Source organism: Salinicola socius, assembly GCF_001937195.1.
Classification (GTDB): domain Bacteria; phylum Pseudomonadota; class Gammaproteobacteria; order Pseudomonadales; family Halomonadaceae; genus Salinicola; species Salinicola socius.
The window spans coordinates 1-570 of record NZ_MSDO01000104.1 but is presented as its reverse complement, the minus strand read 5'-3'; the positions used below and the strand labels follow the sequence as shown (position 1 = coordinate 570).

The 570-nt window shown below is 57.0% G+C and carries 1 protein-coding gene and 2 tRNA genes; 2 read left to right on the top strand and 1 reads right to left on the bottom strand.

Annotated elements, in window-relative coordinates; genetic code table 11:
• A partial coding sequence (locus BTW07_RS19065; RefSeq protein ID WP_208605455.1) for a peptide-methionine (R)-S-oxide reductase occupies positions 1-171 on the bottom strand: 171 nt, incomplete at its 3' end.
• A gap of 183 nt (positions 172-354) precedes the next feature.
• Between BTW07_RS19065 and BTW07_RS19060 the strand changes: the two genes are divergently transcribed.
• Positions 355-430, top strand: a tRNA-Glu gene (locus tag BTW07_RS19060).
• Positions 431-465: 35 nt separating this feature from the next.
• Positions 466-540, top strand: a tRNA-Gly gene (locus tag BTW07_RS19055).
• Positions 541-570 lie beyond the last annotated feature (30 nt).

Genomic DNA, 570 nt, shown 5'->3' with positions numbered 1-570 from the left:
GTTCTCGAACAGCGGGGCGCCGCAGCAGATGCAGTGGTAGATACCCTGGACCGGCTCGACCTGATAGTCGCCGGTGAACGGGCGCTCGGTGCCTTTCTCGCGGGTCACGTGGTACTGCTCGGGGGTCAGCTTCTCGCGCCATTCGGCTTCAGTCTTCTCCACCTTGCTCATGTTCGGTCTCCTCATCATCACGTTGACACTATTCGTTGCAGCTCATGCCTTGCATTACAGGCCATTTGTCGGGCACTGACCAGCCTTGATTGGGTCGAGGTGAAAATCGGTGAAATCAACCGCTTGACACCTTTAGGTCGCCTCAGTAACATACGCGCCACTTCGACGGAGCCGAGACATTACGTCCCATTCGTCTAGTGGTCCAGGACACCGCCCTTTCACGGCGGTAACAGGGGTTCGAACCCCCTATGGGACGCCACTTGGTTCAGCGAAGTTTGTGTAGAAGGTTACGGTGCGGGAATAGCTCAGTGGTAGAGCATCGCCTTGCCAAGGCGAGGGTCGGGAGTTCGAATCTCCTTTCCCGCTCCAAATTTTGGTAGCTCAGGCGCCAAATTGCGT